At 52.9% G+C, this 22,764-nt stretch carries 18 protein-coding genes and 1 tRNA gene; 10 read left to right on the top strand and 9 right to left on the bottom strand.

Annotation, left to right across the window (positions count from 1 at the left end; genetic code table 11):
• Window positions 1-354 precede the first annotated feature (354 nt).
• Both ACCD02_RS25940 and ACCD02_RS25935 read right to left on the bottom strand, forming a co-directional pair.
• On the bottom strand, window positions 355-1,149 hold the full coding sequence (locus ACCD02_RS25940) for an SDR family NAD(P)-dependent oxidoreductase (RefSeq protein ID WP_413308412.1): 795 nt from the start codon (window positions 1,147-1,149) through the stop codon (window positions 355-357).
• 83 nt (window positions 1,150-1,232) lie between these two features.
• On the bottom strand, window positions 1,233-2,141 hold the full coding sequence (locus ACCD02_RS25935; protein ID WP_413308410.1) for a LysR family transcriptional regulator: 909 nt from the start codon (window positions 2,139-2,141) through the stop codon (window positions 1,233-1,235).
• A 125-nt stretch (window positions 2,142-2,266) separates the two neighbouring features.
• On the opposite strand from ACCD02_RS25935, the gene ACCD02_RS25930 reads away from it, so the two are divergent.
• Both ACCD02_RS25930 and ACCD02_RS25925 read left to right on the top strand, forming a co-directional pair.
• A complete protein-coding gene (locus tag ACCD02_RS25930; RefSeq protein ID WP_413308408.1) occupies window positions 2,267-3,616 on the top strand; it encodes an MFS transporter in 1,350 nt (449 codons plus the stop codon).
• A gap of 165 nt (window positions 3,617-3,781) precedes the next feature.
• On the top strand, window positions 3,782-4,699 hold the full coding sequence (locus tag ACCD02_RS25925) for an HD-GYP domain-containing protein (protein WP_413308406.1): 918 nt from the start codon (window positions 3,782-3,784) through the stop codon (window positions 4,697-4,699).
• Window positions 4,700-4,734: 35 nt separating this feature from the next.
• On the opposite strand, the gene ACCD02_RS25920 is transcribed toward ACCD02_RS25925, so the two are convergent.
• On the bottom strand, window positions 4,735-5,442 hold the full coding sequence (locus tag ACCD02_RS25920; protein ID WP_413308404.1) for a glutathione S-transferase family protein: 708 nt from the start codon (window positions 5,440-5,442) through the stop codon (window positions 4,735-4,737).
• A 163-nt stretch (window positions 5,443-5,605) separates the two neighbouring features.
• Here ACCD02_RS25920 and ACCD02_RS25915 point away from each other — a divergent pair, with 163 nt between their 5' ends.
• Together ACCD02_RS25915 and ACCD02_RS25910 are read left to right on the top strand one after the other, a co-directional pair.
• Entirely contained in the window at window positions 5,606-6,199 is a 594-nt protein-coding gene (locus ACCD02_RS25915; protein WP_413308402.1) for a TetR/AcrR family transcriptional regulator, read from the top strand.
• A 15-nt stretch (window positions 6,200-6,214) separates the two neighbouring features.
• Window positions 6,215-6,916, top strand: a complete 702-nt coding sequence (locus ACCD02_RS25910) for a glutathione binding-like protein (protein WP_413308400.1) — start codon at window positions 6,215-6,217, stop codon at window positions 6,914-6,916.
• 214 nt (window positions 6,917-7,130) lie between these two features.
• On the opposite strand, the gene ACCD02_RS25905 is transcribed toward ACCD02_RS25910, so the two are convergent.
• Entirely contained in the window at window positions 7,131-8,150 is a 1,020-nt protein-coding gene (locus ACCD02_RS25905) for a methyl-accepting chemotaxis protein (protein ID WP_413308416.1), read from the bottom strand.
• 1,813 nt (window positions 8,151-9,963) lie between these two features.
• Here ACCD02_RS25905 and ACCD02_RS25900 point away from each other — a divergent pair.
• The 3 genes from ACCD02_RS25900 (at window position 9,964) to ACCD02_RS25890 (ending at window position 12,199) form a co-directional block, all read left to right on the top strand.
• Window positions 9,964-10,040: transfer RNA gene (locus ACCD02_RS25900), tRNA-Met, on the top strand.
• Between the two features lie 184 nt (window positions 10,041-10,224).
• On the top strand, window positions 10,225-10,752 hold the full coding sequence (locus ACCD02_RS25895) for a DUF4124 domain-containing protein (protein WP_413308398.1): 528 nt from the start codon (window positions 10,225-10,227) through the stop codon (window positions 10,750-10,752).
• A gap of 847 nt (window positions 10,753-11,599) precedes the next feature.
• On the top strand, window positions 11,600-12,199 hold the full coding sequence (locus tag ACCD02_RS25890) for a hypothetical protein (protein ID WP_413308396.1): 600 nt from the start codon (window positions 11,600-11,602) through the stop codon (window positions 12,197-12,199).
• A 398-nt stretch (window positions 12,200-12,597) separates the two neighbouring features.
• Here the strand turns inward: ACCD02_RS25890 and tnpC are convergent, their stop codons facing one another.
• Window positions 12,598-14,142, bottom strand: coding sequence for an IS66 family transposase (tnpC, locus tag ACCD02_RS25885; RefSeq protein WP_413308394.1), 1,545 nt, complete (start codon window positions 14,140-14,142; stop codon window positions 12,598-12,600).
• Window positions 14,143-14,160: 18 nt separating this feature from the next.
• Window positions 14,161-14,520, bottom strand: a complete 360-nt coding sequence (gene tnpB / locus ACCD02_RS25880) for an IS66 family insertion sequence element accessory protein TnpB (RefSeq protein ID WP_413308392.1) — start codon at window positions 14,518-14,520, stop codon at window positions 14,161-14,163.
• A 72-nt stretch (window positions 14,521-14,592) separates the two neighbouring features.
• Between tnpB and ACCD02_RS25875 the strand changes: the two genes are divergently transcribed.
• Window positions 14,593-14,901, top strand: coding sequence for a hypothetical protein (locus tag ACCD02_RS25875; protein WP_413308390.1), 309 nt, complete (start codon window positions 14,593-14,595; stop codon window positions 14,899-14,901).
• Window positions 14,902-15,285: 384 nt separating this feature from the next.
• Here the strand turns inward: ACCD02_RS25875 and ACCD02_RS25870 are convergent, their stop codons facing one another.
• From ACCD02_RS25870 to ACCD02_RS25860, 3 genes are read right to left on the bottom strand one after another with little or no spacing between them, the layout of a single operon-like run.
• On the bottom strand, window positions 15,286-16,503 hold the full coding sequence (locus ACCD02_RS25870) for a hypothetical protein (protein WP_413308388.1): 1,218 nt from the start codon (window positions 16,501-16,503) through the stop codon (window positions 15,286-15,288).
• A gap of 10 nt (window positions 16,504-16,513) precedes the next feature.
• Window positions 16,514-16,978 carry a response regulator transcription factor gene (locus ACCD02_RS25865; protein WP_413308386.1) on the bottom strand — a complete coding sequence of 155 codons (465 nt, stop codon included), beginning with the start codon at window positions 16,976-16,978 and terminating at the stop codon, window positions 16,514-16,516.
• On the bottom strand, window positions 16,975-20,292 hold the full coding sequence (locus ACCD02_RS25860; protein WP_413308384.1) for a hypothetical protein: 3,318 nt from the start codon (window positions 20,290-20,292) through the stop codon (window positions 16,975-16,977). The genes ACCD02_RS25865 and ACCD02_RS25860 overlap by 4 nt, the downstream gene beginning before the upstream one ends.
• An 860-nt stretch (window positions 20,293-21,152) precedes the next feature.
• On the opposite strand from ACCD02_RS25860, the gene ACCD02_RS25855 reads away from it, so the two are divergent.
• On the top strand, window positions 21,153-21,353 hold the full coding sequence (locus ACCD02_RS25855) for a KTSC domain-containing protein (RefSeq protein WP_413308382.1): 201 nt from the start codon (window positions 21,153-21,155) through the stop codon (window positions 21,351-21,353).
• 82 nt (window positions 21,354-21,435) lie between these two features.
• Window positions 21,436-22,278, top strand: coding sequence for a DUF4062 domain-containing protein (locus tag ACCD02_RS25850; RefSeq protein WP_413308380.1), 843 nt, complete (start codon window positions 21,436-21,438; stop codon window positions 22,276-22,278).
• Window positions 22,279-22,764: the final 486 nt, after the last annotated feature.

Raw genomic sequence — 22,764 nt, 5'->3', positions numbered from 1 at the left:
ATCCGCGAAGGGGCCGGTACATCCAACACATTGGCGGCGTCCGGAATAAAGCTTTCGCGAATGAATTCGCTCCCACAGTAGCGCATGCATATCGTCGGACTTGTGGGAGCGGATTTATCCGCGAAGGGGCCGGTACATCCAACACATTGGCGGCGTCCGGAATAAAGCTTTCGCGAATGAATTCGCTCCCACAGTAGTGCGTGAATACCATCGGATCTGTGGGGATTCATCCGCGAAGGGGCTGCTCTGGCTTTACAGCAAACATAGAATCCCCCACAGGCTTTGCTCCCTGGCCGGTGTTTGCTGCCCGTGTATTGCATTTCGAACAGGGAGTATTTTCAGCCTAAGCCGCCATCAGGCAATCGACCGCACTACCCCACCATCAACCCGCATCGCTGCGCCCGTTGTCGCGCTGGCCTGGGTCGATGCCAGGTAAACGGCCAGATTGGCCACTTCCTCGACGCTGGCCAGGCGCTGAATGATCGAGCTGGGGCGATGTTCGGCGATGAAGTCGTGCTCCAGGCTTTCCAGGCTCTTGCCGCTGTCCTTGGCCATCTGCGCCAGGAAGCCGCCGACGCCTTCGGAACGGGTCGGCCCCGGCAGAATGGCGTTGACGGTCACGCCGCTACCGGCCAGGGTTTCGGCCAGGCCACGGGACACCGCCAGCAACGCCGTTTTGGTCATGCCGTAATGGACCATTTCCGTAGGGATCTGCAACGCCGATTCACTGGACAAAAACTGTATCCGCCCCCATCCACGTTCAACCATGCCCGGCGCATAGAAACGCGACAGACGCACGGCGCTGAGCACATTGACGTCGAAGAAGCGGCTCCACTCTTCGTCCGTGATGTCGAAGAAGCCCTTGGGCTCGAAGATGCCCAGGTTGTTGACCAGAATGTCGGTCTTCGGCACTTGCTCGAACAGTTTCTGCGCACCGTCGACCGTACTCAGATCAGCCGCCACGCCGATCAGTCTGGCGTCCGGCAACTGGCTGCGAATGCCCGCAATGGCGGCATCGACCCGCTCCTGGCTACGGCCATTGATGACCACTTCGGCGCCCGCTTCGGCCAGCCCCGTGGCAATACCCAGGCCGATACCGGCGGTGGAACCACTGACCAGCGCGTGTTTTCCCTGCAAGGAGATTTTCATCAGCATCACATCCGTCTGTAGGAATCGGCCGTAGCCGCGGAAAGGACAGCTTAGCCGCCCTCGCTCATGCAGTTATGTAACGTTCAGCGCGCAATGGTTCCGTCGGGCAATTGGGCAAAGTGCGCCTTGGCCATCTCGATAAATGGCGGGAGCGCCGGGTTGTCGTTGTCCTCGCGAAAGACCATGAACATATCCGCCGTGGGGATTGCGCCCTGCAGCGGCCTGAATGCCAGCAGCCCGGGAAACAGCTCCTGGGCCGATGCCGGAACGATCGCAATGCCCAGCCCGGCCCGCACCAGCCCGAGGATGGAATGCGTCTGTTCCAGGTAATACAGGTAGCGCGGCGACACTCCGGCACTGGCAAACAAGCCGACGATACAATCGTAGAAATACCGCCCCTCTTTGGGGGAATACATGACGAACGGCTGCTGAGCCAGATCGGTGACGCTCAAGCTCTGTTGAGCCGCCAGTGGATGCCCCCGTGGCATCACGACCAGCAAAGATTCGCGGCGGGCCAGGTGTGAGCGCAATTCGGGGATCGGCTCCACACGCCGCACAAAACCGATGTCGATCATCTTGGCGATCAACGCTTCGGTCTGGCTGCCGGATACCATCTCGTGCAACTCGAAACCCACTTCCGGCAGCGACTTGCCCGCCTGATACAGCAGATCGGGAATCATGTTGTAGCCACTGACGGCGGTAAAACCCAACACCAATTGCCCCGCCTCGCCGCGCGCCAGGCGTCGGGCGGCATTGCCGGCCTGCTCGGTGTACGCCAGCAGATGCTGGGCGTCGCGCAGGAAGTGCTGCCCGGCCACGGTCAGGCGCACCTGACGGTTGCTACGGTCCAGCAGCTCCACCCCCAGCGAGCGCTCAAGCAACTGGATTTGCCGACTCAACGGCGGCTGCGTCATGAACATGCGTCTGGCCGCCCGACCGAAGTGAAGCTCCTCCGCCACCATCACAAAACAACGCAGTTGGTGCAGTTCCACGATTCAATTCTTGTATTGATAGATTCAGTAAGGATGTTAGACGTGAATCGCTGTTTTTTCTAGGCTGTGGGTCTGCACACCATTCCAATAATAAATGCCCCCCTTGAAGGGAGCCGGAGAGCACCATGAACGCCAAGACAGCGCCCCTTGAGGCGTCACCTGCCAATACCCGCGTCGGTCGTCAGCGCTTCGTTATCCTCGCCCTGATCTTTATCGTTACCGTCCTCAATTATGCCGACCGGGCCACCATGTCCATCGCCGGTACCGGCGTGGTCAAGGATCTGGGCCTGGACCCGATCATGCTCGGCATGATCTTTTCGGCGTTTGCCTGGGCCTACGCCCTTGGCCAGATTCCCGGTGGATGGCTGCTCGATCGCTTCGGTGCACGCCGGGTCTATGGTTGCAGCCTGTTCCTCTGGTCGCTGTTCACCATGCTGCAAGGCACCGTGGGCTGGTTTGGCATCGTTGGTTCCAGTGCCGCGATGATGCTGTTCGGCATGCGTTTTATGCTTGGTCTGGTCGAATCGCCGGCCTTTCCCGCCAATAACCGCATTGTTTCCTGCTGGTTTCCGACACGCGAACGAGGCACGGCATCTGCATTGTTCAACTCGGCGCAATACATGGCCGTAGTGGTCTTCGCACCGTTGATGGCATGGCTCACCCACACTCTGGGTTGGGAGCATGTATTCCTGTGGATGGGCGTACTCGGGCTGGTGGCTACCGTGTTCTGGTTCGCCCTGTATCACGAACCGCGCAGTTACTCGCGCCTTAGCGAAGAGGAACTGGAATACATCCGCGAAGGCGGCGGCCTGGTCGACCTGGAAGTGACGCGCAAGAGTGAAAAACCCAAGACCGACTTCAAGCAAGTCGCGCAGCTGTTTACCAATCGCACGCTCTGGGCCGTCTACCTGGGGCAGTACTGCATCACCGCCCTGACGTACTTCTTCATTACCTGGTTCCCGATCTACCTGATCAAGGGTCGCGGCATGACCATCATGGAAGCCGGCTGGGTAGCCGCTTTGCCTGCGGTGTGCGGATTCTCCGGCGGCGTTCTTGGCGGGTTGGTGTCCGACTACCTGATTCGCCGTGGCGTTCATCCCTCCCGCGCCCGCAAGACGCCGTTCGTCATCGGCATGGCTCTGGCGGCGAGCCTGGTCTCGGCCAACTATGTCGACGCCAACTGGATGGTCATTGCCCTGATGGCCCTGGCGTTCTTCGGCAAGGGGCTGGCGGCCGTCGGTTGGGCGGTGCTGTCGGACACCGCACCAGAGGGCATGGTCGGGCTCAGTGGCGGCGTCTTTAACGGCATCGGTAACGTCGCAGGTATCGTGACCCCGCTGGTGATCGGCTATTTCGTCGCCACCACCGGTTCCTTCAATTCGGCTTTGTGGTTCGTCGCTGCACACGGCCTGATCGGTATCTTTGCCTACACCGTGCTGGCCGGGCGGTTCGAGCGCGTGTTGATTCGTAAATAACCGGGTTTGAACAGGCCCTGGGGGTTTTGCCTCGGGGCCAATTATTTTTTTCAACGCTGTAACCGCGCAGCGCTATTCTCCGAATAACTGATGGCAAGTCGCCCACGACCGGTCTTGCCTTGTCCATCATTGCGCCCGACGCGGGCGGTATTCGGAATATCTCCCATGAACCTGACGCAACTGATCCGCAATCTGTCCGGCCGCAAGAGCCCCGTCAGCGAGCGCCACGAAGAAGAATTGCTGTCGAGCCTGCTGGTCATGGCCTGGGTGGTGGAAGCCCGCGATCCGTATACCGGCGGCCATCTATGGCGCGTGGCGCAGTTCTGCGAGCTGCTGGCGCAAAAGGCCGGTATGGATAAAACCGAAGTGGCGCGCATTGCCCTCGGCGGTTTCGTTCACGATCTGGGCAAGATCGCCATTCCCGATGCCGTACTGCGCAAACCCGGCCCGCTGAGCGATGAAGAATACGCGGTGATCAAAACCCACCCGGACATCGGCCATAACCTGCTGCACAGCCACCCCTTGGCCGAATTGGTCAGCGACGCGGTGCGCCTGCATCACGAAACGCCGGATGGCCGCGGCTATCCGCTGGGCCTCAAGGTCGGGGAAATCTCGCCGATGGCGGCGATCACCGGCATTTGCGATGCCTTCGATGCCATGACCAGCACCCGCACCTATCGCGCCGGGATGCCGCAAGAGCAGGCGTTGGGGATTATCCGCAAGAACCTGGGCACGCAGTTCGATGCGCGTTTTGGCGAGTTGTTCATCCAGTTGGGGGAAGAGGATCGCCTGAGCCCGATCATCGGCCATACCGACGAAGGCATCCCGCTGCGCCATTGCGGCATGTGCGGGCCGACCGTAACCCTGCGGCAGGTCAACAAGGCCGGGGATCATGTGTTCTGCGCCTCATGCGGGGCTGACTATGAGTTGCACGACGGCAAGCACGGCGCAGCACTGGAACTGGTCGCCACCGGCCGCAATGGCACGGCACAGGACCTGACGCCACAGGCAGACATGCTGCTGATCCATAAACTGGTGCAGCGTACCGCGCGTCATGTGCAAACCCCGCTGTCGCGGCATTGATACCGCGCCAGCAGGTCAATCAGGCTGGCTGAGGTTTACACCGCCTGTTTAGGGAAATTGGACGGGAACATGGCGCGCTGCGCCGCTTCGTCCATGTCCTGCTTGAAGCTGAGATCCTTACCTGCCTCACGGGCACGAGCCGCCGCCGGCAGTGCGTCGATACGCTGAAACCAGCGCTGGATATTCGGGAACGGCGCAAAGGCGTCGGCCACGTCCTTGAATACGCGAGGCGCCACGCGCAGCCAGCCCCAGGCCGAAATATCAGCGATGGTCAGTTCATTGCCGACGATGAAATCACGCCCCGCCAGATGCTGATCCAACACCTCGTAATGCCGCTCGATCTCGCGCACATATCGATTGACCCCGTACTCATTGCCTGCCGGCGCCGCATGCTGGAAATGCACCGCCTGCCCGGAAAACGGGCCTATACCGGTGCCGATAAACATCAGCCACGACAACAACTCGGGCCGGTCCGCCGCCGCCCCTTGCAGGCGGCCACTCTTCTCGGCCAGATACATCAGGATCGCCGTGGAATCGAACACCCGTACCTCTGCGCCGTCAGGCCCGTCGGTGTCGATGATGGCCGGCATCTTGCCATTAGGGTTGATGGCACGGAACTCAGGGCTGTGCTGCTCGCCCTTGCGCGGATCCACGGGCACCAGTTCATAGGCCATGCCCAGTTCCTCAAGCGCCAGCGCAATCTTGAACGGGTTGGGTGCAGGGTTGAAGTAGAGACGGATCATCGGACTTCTCATTCAGAGGTATGGGAAACGAGTTGTGGGCAGAATCAGCCAGGCCGACAGGGCCTCGAAAATTAGCCCTTTTTATTTTAGAGCAACCGTTTTAGATTAGATCAGCTGCCGTCAGGGAGCAATCCCTGAAGATCCCCATGGAGAACACTGCGCAATGGCCCGCCCCAGAGAATTCGATGAAGCCGCCGTGCTCGAAGCCGCCATCCAGTGTTTCTGGGTACACGGTTACGAGGCCACCTCAGTGCGTCATCTGGCCGAACGGATGGGCATTACCGGTGCCAGTCTCTACAACGCTTTCGGCGACAAACACGCGCTGTATCAACGCGCCCTGCTGCATTACCGCGAACGGGGCTTCGACGTCCGTGTACAGCGCCTTGAAGGTAATCTGCCGCCGCGTCAGGCCATCGCCACCTTTCTCGATGAAATCGTCGAACTGTCCCTGAATGACCCGCAGCACAAAGGCTGCCTGCTCGTGAATACCGCGCTGGAACGGGCGCCTTATGACGACGACTGCAAGACCTTTGCGACTGACTTTCTCAACCGTGCCGAACACTTTTTTCTGCGCTGCCTCAGGGCTGGCCAGGCCGACGGCAGCATCAATAGCGCGCAACCGGCCGACGACCTGGCGCGCCTGCTGTTGGCTGTATTGCTCGGTATTCGCGTATTGGCCAGGGCACGCCCGGAACGCGCGTTGCTCGAAGGCATCATTCGCCCGGTTGCGGCGCTGCTCGACCCTCCCCTCCACTGATCAGGATGTGCTGCAATGATTGAGCTGTATTACTGGCCGACGCCCAATGGCCACAAGATCACCCTGTTCCTCGAAGAGGCAGGTCTGGACTACCGCATCCACCCTGTGGATATCAGCGCGGGCGATCAGTTCAGGCCCGAGTTTCTTAGCTTCTCGCCGAACAACCGCATGCCTGCCATCATCGACACCGCCCCTGCCGACGGCGGCGAGCCGATCACAGTGTTCGAGTCTGGCGCCATTCTGCTGTACCTGGCCGAAAAAACCGGTCAGTTCATGCCTCGTGATGTGCGCGGCAAAAAGACCGTGACCGAATGGCTGTTCTGGCAGATGGGTGGGCTGGGGCCGATGGCCGGGCAGAACCATCACTTTGGTCTGTACGCGCCGGAAAAAATCCCCTACGCGATCAATCGCTATGTCAACGAAACCAATCGCCTGTATGGCGTGCTGGATCGTCAGCTGGCCGGGCACGAATTCATTACCGGTGAGCATTACAGCATCGCCGACATGGCCGCCTATCCGTGGGTGGTGCCATGGCAGAACCAACAGCAGAATATCGACGACTTCCCCAACCTCAAGCGCTGGCTCAACGCAATTGCCGCACGCCCGGCGACTATCGCGGCCTACGCCAAAGGCGAGCCGTTGAAGAATCGGCCGACGGTGACTGAGGAAGGCAAGAAGATTCTGTTTGGGCAGACGGCGAAGACGGGACGTACGTAAAAGTCAGCCGGAACAGGTCAGTTGACCGAAGTTATCCCGTTGGAGCCGGGCTTGCCCGCGAGTAGGCCAGTACATCCGATACATCTTTTTCGGCTGAAATATCGCTTTCGCGGGCAAGCCCGGCCCCCACAGGGATCAGCACCTCCAAGACGCCGGCACCGTGCCGGAAAAACTGCCTCACCCGCTGCCTGCGCGGGCGAGGCCTATTCAATGATCAGCTCAACCGAAACCGTGAAGTGTTGTCGCTCAATGCACGGCTGCCGCGACTCAAGGTATCGGCCGCCTGATGGACGGCACGGGCACCGTCGAGCAGGCGTCCGGCGGCCTGATCGACCTGTTGGATATTGCCACTCACTTCATCCGCAGTGGTCGCCTGCTCTTCGACGGCAGTGGAGATCTGCGCCAGAGTGTCGGTCACACCCTGCACCGCCTGAGCGATTTCACCCAGGCGCTGACCCAGACTGGTCACCGACTGTGCATCCGTCAGGGCCTGCCCGCACGCCGCTTCCATCAGGCTGACCGCCTGGCTCACGGTCGAACGCAGGCTGTCTACGGTCCCGGCAATCTGGGCAGTGGAGGCCTGGGTACGCTGGGAAAGGCTGCGCACCTCATCGGCCACTACCGCAAACCCACGCCCCTGCTCACCGGCGCGGGCTGCTTCGATGGCCGCGTTAAGCGCCAACAGGTTGGTCTGCTCGGCGATCCCGCGAATGGCATCGACCACCGATTGAATCTGTTGGCCCTGATCGCTGACCCGGCCCAGCGCTGCAGCAGTGTCGGTCAAACGCTGATTGAGCTGTTGAATGCTGTCGGTGGTGCGCTGGCTGTCCAGGCTGCTTTGCTCGGCAATCTGCCGCGTCTGGCGCGCACTGTCGGAAGCGTTTTCGCAACTCTTCGCCACACCCTGGGAAGTGGCCGCCAGCTCGGTGGCTGCAGCGGCGATCTGGCTGATCTGCTGCTGTTGGTCCTCGACCTCGTTCAGCGTGCTGCTGGACTGGCTGTTGAGGGTCAGCACAGCGCTGCCCAACTGCTGAGTCTCATGGTTTACACCCAGCAGACTGGTGCGCAACTGCACTACCGCGACGTTGAGCGCGGTACTGATCGCCGCCAGTTCGTCACGCCCTTCGACCTGCACCTGGACCAGCAGATTACCGTCGCGCAGGGACTCGGCCAGGGTGGTGATACCGCTGGCACTGCGACGAATCGAGGCTTGCAGACAGGCGAACAGGTACATTGCCGCCAGCAACAGCGCGCCGAAAATCATCCCGATCGGGATGAAGTGCATATTGGCCTGATCACGAAAATAGCTCAGGCGATCATTGAGGAAGTGCAGCGAGTTACTGCGCAGGGCCGCCAGGTCACCCAGCAAGCCATCCACACTGTGCTCGAAATCGTCAGGTTTGAGAGTGATGGAACCGGCAAACACACCATCGTCCAGAACCTTCAGCTCCTTGTTCAGACGCTCGATACTGGTCTTGTATTGGTCGTTCCAGGCGTTGAGTTCGGGAGGCAGTTTGGCCTGCAGCGAACCACCGATCTTGAGCAACTGGTCCTGGGCATCGCCGATGCGGCTACGCAGGTCGCGCATCTGCAGGCGGCTTTGCATGCTGAACTGGCCGCTGACGATGGAGGTCTGGCCGATACTGGCCATGCGCCCGATACGTTCGATCAGCTCGGGCGCCTGTGTAGTGGCAACCTGCATCAACATATAGGTTTCCAGCCACGGGTCGAGGATCAGGCCACTGTCCATGGCGATCTGCTCGCGCAGCGCCTGCAGGGCACTCAGGGCATTGGTGAAGCGATCGTAGCCGTCCGGCCACCAGCCGACTGTGCGCATGGCAGCGCTATCCATGCCGTTAACGGCTGCTTGCAGGGCCTGAAAACGCGTCATGACTTCATCGGAAGATTTTTCGCTCTTGAGCACCGCGCCCAAGGTCTCGACAGATTTGCTCAACTGCGGAGCAGCTGCGTCCATCGCCGCCATGGTCGCTTTGGTCGCATCACTCTGCACCCGCAGAATGTCCGAAGCTTTCCAGCGTGCCGCACGGTCACGCTGCGCAGACAACTGGCCGTCGAGGGCATCCAGGGCCAGCAACTGCCGTACCCCGGCCTGCTCCCCGGCAATCACCGCCAGCTTGTCCTGATAATCGCTGCCGATCATCCACATGCTGCCCAACAGCGGCAGCATGAACAAAAGGAACAGAACTTGAAACTTCCTGGCGAAACCAAAACGCCCGAGCAGGCGCATTCCCGGTAATAAAAGACCTTGCATGCTCGTTTACTCCCCTCTACACCTTGCCAAGACGGCAAAAAAGGCTACAGGCAAAATGCCATGCTGCTGATTCAATAGCGATAGCCGTACATCCCCCTGGTTAAAGGAATGCAGCGGGCTTCGCCCATTTTTGCGTTCGTCTCTTGTGGAAAGCGTCGCATCGGGTAGCACATAGCAAGAATTGGACCGTGCCTGATGGCGACATCCACGTATCTTTCAGTCGGAAAACCGAACGAATTTAGTCGAGTGCATACCTTGTATCTCCACCGCCCCAAAAAGACTCACAGCTCTATCGGCGAGTGTTCAGGATCCTAGGGAAATGCCCTACGCCACATGAGTGCCTATCACTCAAACCCTTACCGGCTGCGACATAGCACTCCACTCTCCGCGACCACTGCGAACAGAGACGGCAACACCGACCAGAGCGGCATGAAATGATTGGCCATCTGTAAACAATAGCAACATGACATTAAGCAATGACGACACCCTGTATTGCCTGGGCAAAAGCGCTCACACGCTCAACCTCGTCCGGTTTACCGAATCAGGCCATGGCAATAACTGTCACTGGAGGAAACATCCGGCCACTCGGACTCGCACACAAAGGGTGCAGAGACCAGGTAACAAAATGGTGCGCTACGATGGGAAGGGACGGCAAGGAGGAGGACGGACGACGAGCTGAAACGTACGGCACACCCTAAGCAATTGATCATGCGCATTTATTTTTCAACACAACGCTTGACACCTCCCCCTTATCCACGAATAATGCGCGCCACTTGGCTACATAGCTCAGTTGGTTAGAGCATAGCATTCATAATGCTGGGGTCCGGGGTTCAAGTCCCTGTGTAGCCACCAAGTACCGTCTAGACGCTTCCAAGGAAGCGTCCAGGCAAATCAAGAAACCCGCCTAGTGCGGGTTTTCTTGTTTCTGGCTGTATGTGATGGCGTCTTGCTCTATCGAGCGGGGCGCCATAAGGTAAGCGCTATATGGATTCAACAAACCCTATTGGCGCCGCCAGATCGCACATGGACGACTGCAATGATCAAGAAGATCGCTCTCATCGCGCTGCTCGTTTCCAGCCATGCCGCTCTGGCCGACTCCTACAAATGTGTAGATCACGAAGGCAAGGTCAGTTTTTCCTTTGCACCTTGCCCGACATGGGAGGGTGACTCGTCGCTTTACTCCCAAACGACCGCCACCAACTTGACGAATGTTGATGCGGCCAGTGCTGATGTTGTCAGACGCCAACTTAGAGCAGCCAAGATCACTAGGCAGACTCGCCTCTCAACAGGCGGCCCCAGAAGCAACGATGTCGTTGTGATCCCTGACAACACCAGCAGTTTGGGTATCAAAGAGCAACAGAACGAGGCGCGCGCCAAGCGAAGAGCTCAGCGGGACGCGAGAATAGCTGCAGGTATTCAGGAGGAACCGAGACGTCCGAGAGCAGTGATGGTGAACTGCAATAGCGCAGGAAACCAAACGTACTGCAATGATTCAACTGGAGGGCGATCGGTGACGAATAACTTCGGCCCTAATTCGACCACAACCGTTTACTCTGGGCGTTAGGGTTCAAACTCGGCCTCCCTGGCGCTCCCGGTTCGCGAAACGCTTCGCACGTCCGACCCGCGCTGAGCACCGCGAACCAACAGCCCAATAATCACAATTGCATCCAGCCACATAACTTCGCGTCCATCTGGATGTCGCGAGATGGCTGCCATGCATAACCCTACCTTCGACCCTTCTGCTGTTTACGTCCCCAGAACGCCGCACCGAGACACGAGCTGCGCCGGGTCTACGCCGATCACCCGGGACGGTATTACCCTGTCGGCCATTCAGTGGGCCGCAAGCTTGGGGCTCAAGTGGAGCACGGTAAAGATGCGGCGCTGGCGAGGTGAGACGTGGGTCGAGGCGCTAAGACCAGAGCTCCGACGGTCCACGTTCAATGTCCCTAGCTGGTGCCGCTAACGATTTCGCGCACTACTTCGCGCAGCTCTGAAGCGTCTGAAGAAGTGTGCGAAGCCTCGGCCCATAAGGGTTTCACGCAATAGCTTACGCACGGATTTCACTTAGCCCCGGGGGCGCGAAATGCCCGCGAGCCTGCACAAAGAGCACGGCCAGTCCTGCCCGATCGGCACAACTTGTTCTGCTGATTGGGGCTCCGTAGCCATAGGTGCTAAGGAGTTTGAGGGTGACTTTCCAGGGAGGTCATGTATGCGGGCGGATACCGAGACAACGCTCGCCACGACTTGGCAGAGCATTACCCTAGCGAAAAAAGCTAAAAGAAATGTCCGATGAACCTGTCCTTCATGAACGCTTTCCCGGAAAATATGACAACGAGAAAGTCCGCGTATGCGTTTTCTACGTTTGGAATTTTAGGATTGAGTAATTGTATTTATAAGCAAGGGATTTTGACATGGCACAGCTAAAATGGAATTGGCGCTACACCACTTTTTTAATCGTTGTCTCAATTTGCATGGCGATTTACATCCCTTACGAAATGAGGCTGGCATCCGCTCAGAAATTCTATAACTATTATTACCGAACTAAAATCCCAGCGGGTATTGAGCTTCTAGATCCTGTATTCGTTCACGCGCGCAAAACCTTAGGATTTCTGCCGAAAGAAAACTTTGAGCCTTGGGCAGTAGCTGTCTACAGTATCAGCGACGACACCGCTTCAGCGATAAAACAGGAGGGCCTTGATTTCTTTAAGGGCAAGCAGCAATGGCGGGAAATGCCGTCTTGGGTTAACGCCAGAGTGAAAGCCGATCCAAACAGGTATACCTATCTGCCTTGGAAGCCGACGCCGGTACCTTCAGGCTGGATTCAAGAAAGCCCTTGGGGGCTATGCTTCCCAGATGACCCGCCGTCCGAGTTTTGGAGCTGGCTAAAAGCAGCAGGTAGGGCTGAAAGCTTCTATACCCACACAGAGCCTTTTGAGGCAAGTTTAGTCATATTTCCTGAGCTCAAGGTTATCATCTATTGCTACACCCGCGATAGTCGCTCATTTTTCTAATCTGCTGAATTACGGTTCCATTTTGAGCGAAGGCCACTAATCGAACGGCTGGGCTTCACAACTCACATACCAATGATCAGCCCATTTGAAAGCCAATAAATACCGCAAATTTTCCGGGATTTCGCCTTTCAAACTCGGTTAATACGGAGTTCGAAATATGTGTTGGTTAGACGCTTGCGATCGAGGGTATTGTCGCCCAATTCAAGCTGCCTTCTCACCGAATACAACACTGTTGTATTCAAATACAGCACCCCCTACGCGCAAGGGCCTGGTGCTGCCCAAAAGATGCCGGATAGTTTTCCGATATCTTGATGCCGAGTGAGACGAAACGGTCTCAGTGAGCCAGTTTGGTCGTACGCGATCCATAAACCCCACCTACCCCAAGGTGGGTCAACGGTCTACTGTGGCATCTGCGGTGAGCAGTTCCACGGCAACAGAGCTTCGTAGTCCTCTACCGACGAAGCATGGGGCAACCGCTCCAGTACGTGGCGCAGCCACGTATAGGGCTCCTGGCCGTTAAGCTTGGCGGTCTCGACCAGGCTGTAGACCTGGGCGCTGGCGGTGGCGCCCTTGGGCGTATCGCTGAACAGCCACGCCTTGCGTCCTATTACAAACGGCTTGATCGCTCTTTCGGCCGCATTGTTGTCGATGGGTAAAAAACCTGCTTCGACATAGCGCTCCAGCCGGCTCCAGTTGTTCGCCAAATAATGCACAGCCTTGCCCAGTGCACTTTGCGCCGTGACTTGCTGTTGGGTCTTGTCCAGCCAGTTTTTCAGTTGAGCCAGTATCGGCAGGCTCTTTTGCTGACGAGCGATAAACCGCTGCTCATCGCTGGCGTCTTTGGATTCGCGTTCGATGCCGTACAGTTTGTTGATCATCGTCAGCGCGATATCAGCCCTTCCGGTTTTACCCTTGGGCTGCACTTTTTGCGCCTCCACGAACTTGCGGCGGGCATGGGCCATGCATGCCATTCGCTCTACGCCCGGTTGCAACGCCAAGGCGTTATAGCCGACGTAATCATCGGTCATCACATAGCCGCGATAACTGTCCAGCAAGCGCAACGGTACGTCCTGCACACGGCTGCAGGTGTAGTCAAACAGCACCACTTTCTTGTCCGGTGGACCGCTGGCCTGCACCCACATCCAGGATTGACTGGTCGGGTCGCGATCCGGCTCCTTCAACACCTGGACGCGGGTTTCATCGCAGTGGATCACCGGACTTTCCAGTAATCGGTCGCGCATCAAATTCAGCAGTGGCTGGAAGTGTTCGCTGCACTGGATCACCCACCGCGCCAGGGTCTGGCGCGGGATCTCGATGCCGTGTCGGCTCAGCACGGTTTCAAACCGGTGCAAAGGCAAGCCATCAACATACTTGGTGGTCAACAGCATCGCCAATACGCTGGGGCTGGCCATGCTCTTTTCGATCAACTGGGCAGGCTTGTCAGCCGTGACCGATGCCGTTTCACAACCGCGGCAGCCGTAAACTTTGCGGATGTGTTTGATCACGCGAATCTGCATCGGCACGATGTCCAGTTGTTCGCTGGTCTCTTCGCCGATGGCGTGTTTGCGGCAACCGCAGGCACAAGTCAGTTCGTGTTCGGGCAGTTCGTGGATGACTTCGATACGCGGCAGATCGGCCGCCAACGGCTTGCGCTTGCCACGGCGTGGCGTCGGCGCAACGGCTTCTTCGTCAGGGTCATCAGCGAGCGGCATCGGCTCGCTTTCGGGCTCGTTGAACAGCGCCAGTTGCGGCGTGTTGGGCTCGACAGTTTGTTCGGACTTACGCCCGAACAAGCGGTCGCGCAGCAACTTGATCTGTTCTTTCAGGTCGACGATGTGGGTTTGATAAGCCTGGGCACTTTCTTCCTGGCGGCTGAGCGCCTCAAGCAGCAGTTGCTTGAGCAAAACAGGATCATCCGGAAGGTCGTCGGGCAGGGAAATCATGGCCCGGATTATACCGGGTCAGGCTACATAGCGTGGGGTCAAAACCTGATGAGGGCGGTTGCGCCAAAGGTCAAAACCATCCAGTAACCAGTTGAGTTCCTGAACCGTCAGGACAATAGCCTCGTCGCCGGCATCGGGCGATGTTTTAAAACGTTCAGACTCGAGGCGCTTAAGCCAAAGGCAGAAAGCGTTGCGTTCCCAATACAATATCTTCACTCGGTTGCGTGACCTGTTGAGGAAGACGAAAAGTACGGGGTCGAATACCGCCACTTTGATGTCCAGCTCGACCAGAGCGGCTAGGCCATCGATGGACTTTCGGAAGTCGACGGGCTTGGGGTAGAGGTAGACTTTTTCGACTTTGGCGTCGGGTCGCATCATGAGGGGCTGGCTCCAGAAAAGAATCGGGAGCACAGCATCGGGCTTCAATGGGCGGCTTTGAATGTGTAGGTGATGAATCGCTTACAGTTGAGCACCGTTGAAAGGTACATTACCGAAGCTCAAGAGGAGCATAGGAGAATAGAGATAAAAGCCCTAGATCTTGCACATGATGTCCTCCAAGAAAAATGGAACGATGCTGCTAAGATCCTCATTGAGGCAGGAGGTAAACTCTACGCCGCATCTAGCATGATAAATAGAGATCCGGTATCGCTGCTTAAGCTAGAAGTACCCCGGCAAGGGCAAAATTTTGGAAGTTGGAAGTGGCCAGATTTAGTAGATCGCAGCAGCCAATACTCCCTGAAGGATTTGCTCTCAATATAAATACGAATTAACACTTAAGTAGACGATTCCCGTGGAATTTTAAATTACTCAGAGATCGAATCATGAACAGCCTTGCAAATAAGCACTCATCCTTATCCGAAGCGCTAGAAGCTAGAAAATCCCACTTAGCCGAACTTCTAAAAATCATTAATACAAATATTGGGAAGAACACAGCGACGCAGAGACACACAATTACTGCAATCAGCGGAGAAATGTTACTTATAGAGAACAAATTGAAACGGCGACGGTAAGCCATCGGGGCACTTGTTAAGTCTGTAGAATGAAAAGTAACGCGCTAGCGAGCCAACCAACTCAAAGGCATTTTAAATGCATTAAATTTCAACTTAAAAAGCATGCGAGTAAAATCGCATGCTTGAGACTTGACTAAAGGTATTTATCTACCCATACCTTCAACAAGGCGACGCTTGTATATGAAGCATACGATTGATAGTCATCACCCTTATGATTGTCACCATAATCACATACAGACTTTATAACAACAACCTTGGGTTTTGGCTCATCCGAATCATGGCCTGATGTCATAACACCGTAACTCTCCATATCAAAGCCTAGAATTTTACGATGCTGATTCTTTATTTTAAGCGCGATACCTGGATCGGCTATCACCGACGCTCCCGAGGCGAATGGCCCTATGTGTATCTTCAATTGTGTATCAGGCTTGCTCGCAGGCCATTCATTATAAATATTCGACAAGGCAATATGATCGTTTTCAATTTTCTCAAACTGCTTTTTTATAATAGGATCCAGATTAAGTTGATGAGGAGACGGCTCAAATGCAGACACACCTTCGCTATCAATTGTAATTTTTCCACTACCATAATCCCACCCAGGATCAGCAACTATGATATCACCCATGTTAACCTTTGTTTGGATGCCTGCAGCGATCCCAATCATCACCAAGTACTTTGGCCTGAATTTGTTTATCATCTTACTGGCAAGTACCGCCGCGGCTGGAAGGCCCATTCGTGGAGAAGCCGCAGCATAAATTTCTTTTCCGTTTTTTAATATACCGCGATAATAGGTGGTAGGATCATCAGCGACTTCATACTCAGAAAAGCTCCAACTCTTAATGTTTAATAACGCCCTTAGCTCAGGCGTACTCAAAGCAGCAATCACACAAATTTCCGCATCATAATGACGGGAAACATTTTTCGTAGAAAGTGAGCTTTCGATCTGCTTCAGTTTCTGCTGCAGTTGCTCGCCCCATGTCTCTGACGACTCGTCGTACACCATTACACTCCACAGCCTTTTATCAAAAAAACTTTGGTGATCAGATTTGATTGATGTAAAAGCTGTTAGTCCAATTACCTCCCTCGGAGAGTTATAAATCGAACGTTCCTCTATTTCTGTAAGCAAATCCACACCACCACTCGCATGAGGATCACAGTCGAGACGCTCCGGCAATGACAGGTCAAGAATCATAAGATCGTACTGATTTACCTCCAGCAAATCTCGAGCTTCATTAACAGTTCTCGCCACATCTATTTTTTCTGAGGCATAGCCTCTGACACCTGCAATGCTTAGTAGTATGTTCTTTACTTTATTTTGATTGTCATCTACTAGTAATATTTTCGCTATCATTTGCTTTCACCTAATCCGTGTTCTTATTAAGCACTGACTGAAGTTGACAGTCCAACTCACCCATCCATGTTTCACTTGAAGCATTATAGTATATCAGGCCACGGCAGTTCTCGAAATGCTCTTCCTCAAGCAACGCTCTAAGACCCTCTAATGTCATAGTCTTCGGACCTGATCCAAAAATCTCAAACTGTGTAACAACTATGGCGGGCGTTTTTATATCGAACCTAGCTAACTGCGAAAGAAAATCGCATCCGCCGAAAATGTTAGTTCCTCCTCCAGGCTCATCTGGAGTAACGTCGTAAGTCGGCAATGTCATATCTAAAACTATAAGATCGACTCCTTCGTCGAACACGTAATCCAGACCTTTTTGAATAGAGTAGGCATTGAGCACGACAAAATCTGGATAGTTCGACTCTATGAAGCTATTTAATTGACTCCTTTTATTTTCATCATCCTCTACTATAAGAATTTTCATACCATCTCCTTTGTGAAGGCAGTCGTAAATTTAACCGTGAATTTCTGATCACCTGTAAAGCCAAACGTTAGTAGGTTATCTTCCCCGATTAAATTTTTAATCTTGCTGAACCCGCTGAGGTCTTCTACGCTGACATTTTTTCGGTAGTTTCCAGATCCGATTAAATCTTTCGCCGCTTCTATTCTTTCAAGACTTTCTTCATTCTCTGCGCTCGCTAAAATTTGGTTGGTTATTTCTACGGCCAGAAGGTCTCCAGAAACTGTAGCGTCCACACTCACTTTTGGTCGTGCGATGCCGGAATACTCTTCTACATTATTAAAGATAACGTAAAATATATCAGAGAAGTAGGTAAGCATACTCAATATATTTACATCCCCCCCTGTTATTACTATTTCCGGATCGAAACTTGGCTTTATCTTCTTTACACACTCCAGCCCAACTCTGACAAGCTGCTCGAAGGTAAACATCGGTGGTTCATAAGGGGATGGCAGGCTGAACCATTCTTTTACAACATTTAACGATTGAAAATATGAGGTTTTCGCTTCGGTCACTGCTCGTATGAGTGGCAACGGAGCGTCATCTGGTCGCAAGTTCACAATTGAACTATTTAAGCGCTCAAATATTTCGGTAACACGCTTTTTCACATCAGCTTCTAAGTGTTCATTAATTTCCTTGAGGCAAATATCGACTCCGTGCCAAAACACATGAGTACTAGCCTCAAAAAAATCAGCAAATGTCATGTCCTGGTCTCGGACTATTTTTTGAAGGACCACAAGATCATTGGTAGTAAAGGTCTTCCTGAACCAGCCTTCAGGTTTCTCAACACTCGCTATTTGTATCTTATCATTTACCAAATGATGTATTAGATCATCCAACTCTTTTGAGAAATTGGCAAGTAGCTTGTCTACCTCATCAACACACTCAAACTTCTGTTCAGATAGCACCTTGATCCAATATTTGTTACTTAGATAGGTTTTACCGTCTACAGATCGCTTCGTAATAACCCTATGACTCTCGAGTGCTCCCCGTAGTTGGCCACTCAATACACCATGTCTTATCCTCATACTCAGATAACAATCTAGACCATATTCGGAATTGTATAGAAAAGCGACTAGTAACGACCAGTACAACTGAATCAACGAAAATCTAGTTTCATTATCAGGAAAAAAAAACTCATCTTTTTTACTGGTTGAAGATATAAATCCGATGAGCTTATTATCCTCTGATGTTTTATCAAACTTCGCAGACTCAGACTCTATAAATAGTAAGGATTTTAGCCTATTAAAATCCTCCTTAAAATGCGTATCTGCCCAACGTTGCAACCCTGAGACATCAATTGAAATCTTACTTTTCTCCACATGACGAACGCCCTCAAATATAGTTTGGGCTCGAGTGATCTCACGCACCTCAGTCTCGTAAGACTCTTTGTTTTCGTGATCAATCTCAATGAGCATCCGACACACTAACAGCCTTTCATTTTGCAGATCAATAGAGCTCTTGAATACTCTTGAAATCTTCATAGTGTCAGCGATGCAGATGTACTTTAAATAATAAATCAATGATGCTTTGCGATAAGCACCCAAGGTTGAAGCTAAATCAGAAGGCTTTCGATATTTTCGCGACAAAAGAAAATCTTCATACGCAAAGGCACTAATCCTTTCATGACTTTTGCTGATCTTCTTCGATGCGAAATGCAACAATATAGGTATGGATATTTCTGCAGCCAGTTCCTTACGCAGGTTCTGATCCAATGCTTTTACATAGTCAGCGACAGGAATATGAGTTATCAGCGATGGAGTTTCTATTAATAGTGCTACAGCCTCCCGAACCCCTTCTAAATAGTTTTTTTGCTCTAGCAACGCGCGCTGACGATAAAGTATTGCCACTTTCTTAGTTTGAAAGCAATCCAACAAATCCCAGTCGGCGGTTTCTTTGATAACCCCAATCCAATCTTGATTCTCGGATAGGGAATTGAGTATTACCTGGAGACTAAAATACTTATTCCACCCGTCAACAGGGCAATATGAAAAAAGATCAAATGGTAGTTTTTTACTGAAAGTCTTCACGACTAAACGATTGCTGTTTACTTTCCATGGCAGAAGTACGTCATCCAACCATTTACCAATGATTGAAGAAAAATCGAATCGCCTGAAATTAAATCGGAGCTTAAATAGATAATTAATAGATTTTTCAGCTGCATTGCCGTTCAGCTTCATATCAATAAGCGCATTGAGCATTTTTGCTCTCAGCTTCGGGTTTGCTTCGACTACGGACACTGAATTCAGAAAAATTCTGCAGTCGGCTTCAATGCTGATAGTTTGAGGCGACGTAGAAAAAAGCATGTCAGTGTTTATTAGATTGAGGCATTCCTGCCATTTCCCATTAAGAAATAGCTCAATCAAGTAATTCCAGTTAGAGTTTTCAGCTCCTAACGCCGCTTCTTCAGGCTTAAGGAGATTGATCAATCTTTCGTGATTTGTCAACGGAAGAATTTCGCGTAGCGCAGCACTAAATTTTGATTTACTTTGCGCGGAACCAAAAGCTGGCGAAGTGGCGCAATCGATTCCAAGTTCAATAAATGTTGAATACAGGTCAATAACGCTTGAATTGCTTTCGTACCTCAGAATATCTCGAAACTCCAAATCGCTTGTTATTTGCGTGGGTAATGATTTGTAGAGAATCGAAGAACTCTGGCCCGACTGAGCTAGCTCTAGTGATGTATTATTGATGTGATTTAAATATCTTAAAGGAGTCACAGCATCTTCATTTCTGAAACTAAAGTTCCAAGCGTAATACTTAACTCCTTGAATTGCGTCTCTCTTTACATCTGACAGATATTTTTTTTGTGCTTCCAGCCCTTGGGATGCTTGGAGTATTGCCATCTTCACCTCTAGAAGCCAAAGCGACACACCAAATTTGCCCTCTATTTTAACGAGTAATGATTCGCATGCACCCAACTCCCCGGCCCAAAAATTCATCTCAAGCTCACTGCTTAATTCTAGAAATTCTTTTATATGAGAAGCATTGTTTTTTATTAGTGCGCGTGCCCAAGCCATCTCACACAAAAAACTTGATTCATTGAGGATAGGATCGCGCTTTAATCTAGAAATATTTTTAGGAAATAACGCCTTTAGTCGTTCCTGAAAAATATACTTCCCTTTTTTTTGCGCAGTTGCAGCCCACTTCATCAAATAATCAAAATCTTTAAGCTGCACGAGATTCCGTGCGGTGCTTAACGAAGGGGTAATTTGTTTTAGAATTTTCCCCTGCACGCTCCGTAGCGGTAGACTATTGCTTTTTATCTTGTCGTTCATGCCAGTCCTTTTGACGAGATCATTTGTTGACACTGCGGGAGTTTTCGGCGTCAGCACTACAGTGCTCGAATGCTACCCCAAATTGTTACCGGCCGGAGTTAGTTTTTTCACCCATTCGGTACGGCTACGAGCTCAAGCAGCCTTTGATAGGGAGCGTCGAGAAACAGACGTGACGTCGGTGCTTTTAGTGCTTCAGAGGGCAAAGTCTTCTAGCTTCTGCAGAGCGCAGAAAAGCTAACGTCCTCCCTGGTCATAAGTCGGTACTACTAGAGGCGATAAGTCCTCCTCGATACGCACATTTCCGTGGTGATTTACAAGAGCCGGGGGCATTATCTTCCGGCCGATCACTAGCAATGCCCGAGAGGCTCCCAAGATGTTGTTACACTAATCTGATCTGTTACCCCCTGTAAAACACGGAAAATAAATCGTGTACCCGAATAAAATACTCAATATATTCAGCTACTTACAAAACATGAAACACTTGTAACACCCCTTCACCACCCCCACACCCCGTGGTGAACGCGCGGCCAGCGGAAGTAATGACTGGCTGGCAATTATTTGCTCAAGTCGAATGCACCTGTGAAAGGGTTGACTGGGTCGTGTTAGCAAGCAACATAGGTAGCTTCATCGATGAGGTAAACATCCCCAGTGTCGTTAGGACTCTTTCAATTTCGACTTTGAAATTTCAGTAAGCTGGAATCCTTGCCGCTAAGAAGATTTCACGGGTTTCCTGCCCCGTACCCTTAAGAAAGCTCCAGGGTCCCCAGCACTTTTTGCGAAGGGAGGACGCGAAACCGAAGCGGCTCAGCTAGTCTCAGGCGGATTGGCTCACTGAAGGGCCTGACGTTTGGGGAAATACTATGGACATGATCGCCGTGCGCTCTGATGCAATGACTGCTGTGGGCTACGATCCGGCTACAAGAAGAATGAGCATCCGTTTCCAACAAGGTCATTCCTATGATTTTTGTAACGTCCCCCCAGCCATACACCAAAGCCTGATGTCAGCAGGATCAAAAGGCTCGTATTACAACCGATACATTCGTGATCGATACCGTTGCTGAATGAACCCTTAGCGTGAGTAAACGGTCGGCAATGCTCTAGGCCCTCGCGTCCCGATCGCCCTTCTGACTTCAAGGATGCGCTATGAGCTACACAGCTGAAACCTTCAACGTGATGATCGCGTCTCCAGGTGATGTTGCCTCTGAGCGCGCCATCGTGCGTGATGTCATATATGAGTGGAATGCGGTCAATTCAAACGTGAGGAAAATTGTGTTGCTGCCAATTGGCTGGGAGTCCCATTCATCTCCAGAAATGGGGGGCACTCCCCAAGCAATCATCAACAAGCAGATTCTAGGAAAATGTGATCTTCTGATAGGAGTATTTTGGACAAGGATTGGCACTCCCACCAACGAGTATGCGAGCGGCACTGTTGAAGAACTTGAAAAGCATATTCAGTCAGGCAAACCGGCGATGCTCTATTTCTCATCACAACCCGTGGCCATAGACTCTGTCGATCTTGAACAGGCTGCAGCGGTTAAGAAATTCAGAACCGACTGCCAAAGTCGCGGACTTTATGAGAGCTATGACAGCCTCAGTGACTTCCGTACAAATCTCTACCGGCACCTTCAACTGAAGGTCAACGAGCACCCTCTGTTCAACAACGCGGAAACCCTCAACGCGAGAGAAATCGTCGAGTCCAATACGTCAATCCCGAGACTATCAGGTGAGGCTAGTATCTTGCTGAAGGAGGCGAGCTTAGACGCCCACGGTACGATTATTCACGTCCACTACATGGCAGGAACGGACGTCCAAACAAACGGCAAAAATCTCATCTCGGACAAAAGCGATCGAAGAGAGGTTGCTAAATGGGAACAGGCGATCGTCGAGCTGACCAACGAAGGCCTTATCATCGGCCAAGGCCACAAGGGCGAAATCTACCAAGTCACGAATCTTGGATATCAGATCGCAGATATGATCGTCCTATAAATAGCTGGACGGGGACGGCTCGCTAACCAACTGGCGGTGCTTTACCAAGCGGGCATACCGAAAAGGGGGAGCCAGAAGAATGTGGCTTGTATGCCCACATGTATGCCCAGCTAATACGGGATAAAATAAACCTATTAAATTCAGCATTATACAGATCAGGTTCAAATGACTGTGTATCTAGACGCTTCCAAGGAAGCGTCCAGGCAAATCAAGAAACCCGCCTAGTGCGGGTTTTCTTGTTTTTGGGGTAGAGCAGCCCTGCCCCTCTCGCCGTGTATGTTTGAAGAAACTTTGAAGCCAAGGCACACAGAAAAACAAACGTTCAATCGCGCCTGGCCCTTTATCAGACACAATTTTGAGCCGTCTTGAACCCACCTCCACGAAAGATCGGGAGGTAGATTCAAATGCCCTGCGTTGTCAGGTCAACTCGACGCTCGACCGCTCTGATATTTACGTCCCCGGACCGCCGTATCAATAGCCAACTTG

This window comes from Pseudomonas sp. Pseusp88 (genome assembly GCF_047303955.1).
Taxonomy (GTDB): domain Bacteria; phylum Pseudomonadota; class Gammaproteobacteria; order Pseudomonadales; family Pseudomonadaceae; genus Aquipseudomonas.
This window is presented reverse-complemented; position numbering and strand designations above follow the sequence as displayed.

Excerpts from the sequence above, each read along its gene's own strand:
- ACCD02_RS25940 (WP_413308412.1), bottom strand. The coding sequence starts at position 1,149 with ATGAAAATCTCCTTGCAGGGAAAACACGCGCTGGTCAGTGGTTCCACC.
- ACCD02_RS25930 (WP_413308408.1), top strand. The coding sequence starts at position 2,267 with ATGAACGCCAAGACAGCGCCCCTTGAGGCGTCACCTGCCAATACCCGC.
- ACCD02_RS25925 (WP_413308406.1), top strand. The coding sequence starts at position 3,782 with ATGAACCTGACGCAACTGATCCGCAATCTGTCCGGCCGCAAGAGCCCC.
- ACCD02_RS25920 (WP_413308404.1), bottom strand. The coding sequence starts at position 5,442 with ATGATCCGTCTCTACTTCAACCCTGCACCCAACCCGTTCAAGATTGCG.
- ACCD02_RS25915 (WP_413308402.1), top strand. The coding sequence starts at position 5,606 with ATGGCCCGCCCCAGAGAATTCGATGAAGCCGCCGTGCTCGAAGCCGCC.
- ACCD02_RS25910 (WP_413308400.1), top strand. The coding sequence starts at position 6,215 with ATGATTGAGCTGTATTACTGGCCGACGCCCAATGGCCACAAGATCACC.
- ACCD02_RS25905 (WP_413308416.1), bottom strand. The coding sequence starts at position 8,150 with ATGTACCTGTTCGCCTGTCTGCAAGCCTCGATTCGTCGCAGTGCCAGC.
- ACCD02_RS25895 (WP_413308398.1), top strand. The coding sequence starts at position 10,225 with ATGATCAAGAAGATCGCTCTCATCGCGCTGCTCGTTTCCAGCCATGCC.
- ACCD02_RS25890 (WP_413308396.1), top strand. The coding sequence starts at position 11,600 with ATGGCACAGCTAAAATGGAATTGGCGCTACACCACTTTTTTAATCGTT.
- tnpC (WP_413308394.1), bottom strand. The coding sequence starts at position 14,142 with ATGATTTCCCTGCCCGACGACCTTCCGGATGATCCTGTTTTGCTCAAG.
- tnpB (WP_413308392.1), bottom strand. The coding sequence starts at position 14,520 with ATGATGCGACCCGACGCCAAAGTCGAAAAAGTCTACCTCTACCCCAAG.
- ACCD02_RS25875 (WP_413308390.1), top strand. The coding sequence starts at position 14,593 with ATGAATCGCTTACAGTTGAGCACCGTTGAAAGGTACATTACCGAAGCT.
- ACCD02_RS25870 (WP_413308388.1), bottom strand. The coding sequence starts at position 16,503 with ATGATAGCGAAAATATTACTAGTAGATGACAATCAAAATAAAGTAAAG.
- ACCD02_RS25865 (WP_413308386.1), bottom strand. The coding sequence starts at position 16,978 with ATGAAAATTCTTATAGTAGAGGATGATGAAAATAAAAGGAGTCAATTA.
- ACCD02_RS25860 (WP_413308384.1), bottom strand. The coding sequence starts at position 20,292 with ATGAACGACAAGATAAAAAGCAATAGTCTACCGCTACGGAGCGTGCAG.
- ACCD02_RS25855 (WP_413308382.1), top strand. The coding sequence starts at position 21,153 with ATGGACATGATCGCCGTGCGCTCTGATGCAATGACTGCTGTGGGCTAC.
- ACCD02_RS25850 (WP_413308380.1), top strand. The coding sequence starts at position 21,436 with ATGAGCTACACAGCTGAAACCTTCAACGTGATGATCGCGTCTCCAGGT.